Origin of the sequence: Sphaerisporangium fuscum (assembly GCF_018531465.1) — a bacterium.
Classification (GTDB): domain Bacteria; phylum Actinomycetota; class Actinomycetes; order Streptosporangiales; family Streptosporangiaceae; genus Sphaerisporangium; species Sphaerisporangium fuscum.
This window is the reverse complement of record NZ_JAHDTF010000079.1, coordinates 1-3251: the sequence shown is the minus strand read 5'-3', so window position 1 is coordinate 3251 and position 3251 is coordinate 1. Positions and strand designations below refer to the sequence as shown.

Sequence of the window (3251 nt, the reverse complement as noted above, 5' to 3'; positions counted from 1 at the left end):
GATCTCTCAGAGTTCACGCGAACTGAAGGTTCATCAGGCCGAACCGAGAGGTCTTCACGCATCATGGATGGTTTCAGCCCTTGGGTTCGGCTGAATGCGCGGGGTCTTGTTCCTCTGCGCGCGTGGTGAGTAGCTCGCGGGCGGAGTCGGCGTAACGGATGGCAGTCTTGGTGTCGAGGCCGAAGACCGAGGCAAGGTGGAGCGGGTCGCCACCGCAGGCAAGGGCTTCTTCAAGAATCCGGTCCATGCGCAGCCGTTCCAGGGTGGCGGCCTGCCGGTGGAGGATGAGCGAGGCGCCTTTGCCGCTGGCTGGGACGGTGGTCAATGCGGTCTTGTGGTTGATGAGCAGGTGCGGGTTGGCGGTGTCCGGCCAACGGTCTTGACGATGACAGAGCCAGTCGGAGAGCAACTGGTGGGTGAGGTCGTCGAGCGGGCGGACCCGTCCGCCGATGATGATGCGGCGGTTGCCGAGGTCGATGTCGTCCAGGCGTAGTGCGAGCATGTCGACCGCGCGGGCAGCGTGGACTCCAGCGAGCGCGACCATGACTCGGGCCGCAGGGGTCTTGGCGGTCTGGATGGATTGGTCGATGTCGTCGGAGAGCAGGGGCTGCAGGACTCCGTACTGGTGCTGACCGACTTTGAAGCCCCGGGTGGGATCGCGGAAGATCGCGCCGTTCTTCTTGGCGCGGGCGAATAGGGAGCGCAGCGAGATCAGGGCGTGGCGGCGTTGATGACCGTGCAACTGGTCGAGCGCGGCCTCGACATCGTCGCGGGTGATCTCGCGGAGGTGGTCGTAGCGGTCCGACCAAGTCAGCAGGATCGGTTGGATTCGGTTCATGTATCCCCAGACGGTCGCCGGGGCTCGTGCCTTATTGCGTGGGCCACCGTCGTGCAGGATCCGCAACCATGCCTCGACGTCCCGGCTGATCCCGGGGGCGAGACCGTCGAGCTTGCCGGTGAGCCAGTCCTCGAATGAGGGCCGCCGGTCGTCGCGGAACATGCCCATGCGCTTGAGCACGTCGGTGGTGCGGCCGACTCCGATCACTCGTGTGCGCAGGAAGGGAAACATCTCCGAGTGCAGGACGGGTTCCCCGTCGCCCCGATTGGCCAACAGCACGGCCAGGCCGTACTCGATGTCGTCGCGGACTCCACGTTTCCAGCCGCGGGCCTCGCCGATGATGTGGATGGTCCAGCGGGCCCAGGCCATCAGCGGGTCGTCCAGGTCGAGGCGGTCTCGAGCGTCGAACCGCGAGTAGTCACGGGGAAGGTCGAACAGCCGCAGTGGCGTCCCCGGGCTCGGGGGACGCGCCGCTGGGATGGGGACCGGCTTGGGAGGGCGTCCGATCCGCCCGCCCGGGTTGCGGATCCGGGTGCCCTCCCGCCGCTTCCGGCCCCAGAGCGGCGTCAGATGAGCCAGGAAGAGCTGGTGGGAACTGACCAGAGAAAGGAATGGTCGCACTCCGGCTGCCGGATCGCTCGTCTCCGCGTCGAGGCGAGCCTGGCACCAGCACAACCGGCAGTAGCCCTCGCGCAGCGGCAGCCGGCGACCGCATCCCGCGCAGCGGCCGGTCGAAAGCCGGGAGGCAAACGAGGCGCAGGCCCGCATCGCGGGGCGAACAACACGCCCCAGGCCAGGCAATCCGTGCAGCTTCCGGACAGCATCGGCGTCGGTCCCGAACTCGATCAGTTCGGCGGGAGGGACCGCCCGTCCTTGCGCTTGGGCGTCACTGACGGGCCTCCCGCCGAGACCGCAGCGGGCTGTTCGGTCGGCTCGTCGACGCGCTTGACCTTGTCGGGCTCGACGAAGAGGAGTTCTTCGACCCCGCAACCAAGGACGGCGCAGATGACGTTGAGGTCGTCGAGTTTGATGCTGGCCGGCTCGCCCGACCAGAGCCCGGACATCTTTCCAGCACTCATCTTCAGGCCGTGCTCAGCAAGCATCCGCTGAAGCTCGGATGCTTTCCAGATGCCGCGGTTGGCGGCCGCCAGGCGCAGGTTCCACCTCATCGTCGCAGTCCTTCCAATCGGGTGGCCGCACGCGCCTGACCTGCGAGCCAGGCGTCCTCGACGTGAGTCGAGGGGACGTGAACATATCTCATGGTCGTGGCGATCCAGGCGTGGCCGAGGACTTCCTGGATCGCGAGCAGGTCCATCCCGGACAGATAGAGCTGGGAGGCGCAGAAATGCCGCAGGACATGGGGCGTGATGTCGTCCTGCCAGTCCGGCAGATGCGCCGCGGCCGCTTTGGCGAGCGCGGCCCGGATGGTCTCGTCGCCGACCCGGGCGACCGTGCCGTCGGCGTTCTTGCGCTCGGACAACAGCAACGGGACACCCGGTCGGGTGTGGTCGTCGCCGAACTGGCCCCACACGTCCTCGACGAACCAGCGCAGCGTCCCGCCCGCATTGTTGATCAGCGGAACCATCCGTTCACGCGGCCCTGAGCCCCGAGTGCCCTTGCCGTGACGGACATGGAGCTTGCCGAAACGGCCAAGATCCCACTTGACGTCGGCTAAGTCGAGCTTGCAGGCCTCGTTCACGCGTAACCCGACGTCGGCCATCAGCCGGCAGGCTGTGTAGTTCCGGGCGGCCGGACCGAACTTCCGACAGGTCGACAGCTCCTCCCGCCAGCCTGAGAACAATCGTGTGACTTGGTCGGCGGTCGGCGGGACACGAATCTTGGCCTGCTGATGGCCACGGGCCGGTTCATCTCATCGATCGGGCACTCGACGACCCTGCCCGTCATCTGGTGGATTTCGACCTTGTGCCGCAACTCCAGGAACAGGAAGAACGTCTTGATCGCCTGGGCCCGCGCCAGCCGGGTGCCCTTCGCAGTGACGCGCAGGACCTTGCCGAAGTACGCATCGGCGTCGGAGGGCTCCATCTCCCACAGCGGCCGACCGAACCAGGCCCGCACCTGCTCCAGGTGCATCACGTCGGAAGAGATCGTCCCGTCCGACAGCCCCGCCGCCGCCCGGGCCAGCACGAACCCGGCCAGCACGTCGGTCTCCAACGCCTCGAGATCCTCCGGCGTCACCGGAGCCCGAGCCACTCGAAGATCCCGCACCACCGCCAGCGCCAACCCCGGCCACCTCGCCTTCACCGTCACAGCAAGACGAACGACCAGGACGATAGACCTTCAGAATCCCCGAAGTCTCATCAACGTTCGCAGAAGCCGGAGCGCCAGCAGATACGCCCAGGTCCTGGGGCTAGAGAGACCAAGAAGCTCAGTTGAACTCAAGGGTTATTAGTTA

The 3251-nt window shown here is 66.5% G+C and carries 4 protein-coding genes; all 4 read right to left on the bottom strand.

The window, feature by feature from the left end; all coding sequences use genetic code 11:
• Positions 1-73 precede the first annotated feature (73 nt).
• The 4 genes from KIK05_RS46345 to KIK05_RS46330 all read right to left on the bottom strand — a co-directional run bounded on the left by KIK05_RS46345 (position 74) and on the right by KIK05_RS46330 (position 3079).
• Positions 74-1606 carry a site-specific integrase gene (locus KIK05_RS46345; RefSeq protein WP_214417328.1) on the bottom strand — a complete coding sequence of 511 codons (1533 nt, stop codon included), beginning with the start codon at positions 1604-1606 and terminating at the stop codon, positions 74-76.
• 77 nt (positions 1607-1683) lie between these two features.
• A complete protein-coding gene (locus tag KIK05_RS46340; RefSeq protein WP_214417327.1) occupies positions 1684-2007 on the bottom strand; it encodes a helix-turn-helix domain-containing protein in 324 nt (107 codons plus the stop codon).
• Entirely contained in the window at positions 2004-2558 is a 555-nt protein-coding gene (locus tag KIK05_RS46335) for a site-specific integrase (protein WP_214417326.1), read from the bottom strand. The genes KIK05_RS46340 and KIK05_RS46335 overlap by 4 nt, the downstream gene beginning before the upstream one ends.
• Entirely contained in the window at positions 2558-3079 is a 522-nt protein-coding gene (locus KIK05_RS46330; protein WP_214417325.1) for a hypothetical protein, read from the bottom strand. Before KIK05_RS46330 ends, KIK05_RS46335 begins: the two co-directional genes overlap by 1 nt.
• Positions 3080-3251 lie beyond the last annotated feature (172 nt).

Bases quoted from the DNA above. Each gene is read 5' to 3' on its own strand.
- KIK05_RS46345 (WP_214417328.1), bottom strand. From the start codon at position 1,606: ATGCGGGCCTGCGCCTCGTTTGCCTCCCGGCTTTCGACCGGCCGCTGC.
- KIK05_RS46340 (WP_214417327.1), bottom strand. From the start codon at position 2,007: ATGAGGTGGAACCTGCGCCTGGCGGCCGCCAACCGCGGCATCTGGAAA.
- KIK05_RS46335 (WP_214417326.1), bottom strand. From the start codon at position 2,558: ATGGCCGACGTCGGGTTACGCGTGAACGAGGCCTGCAAGCTCGACTTA.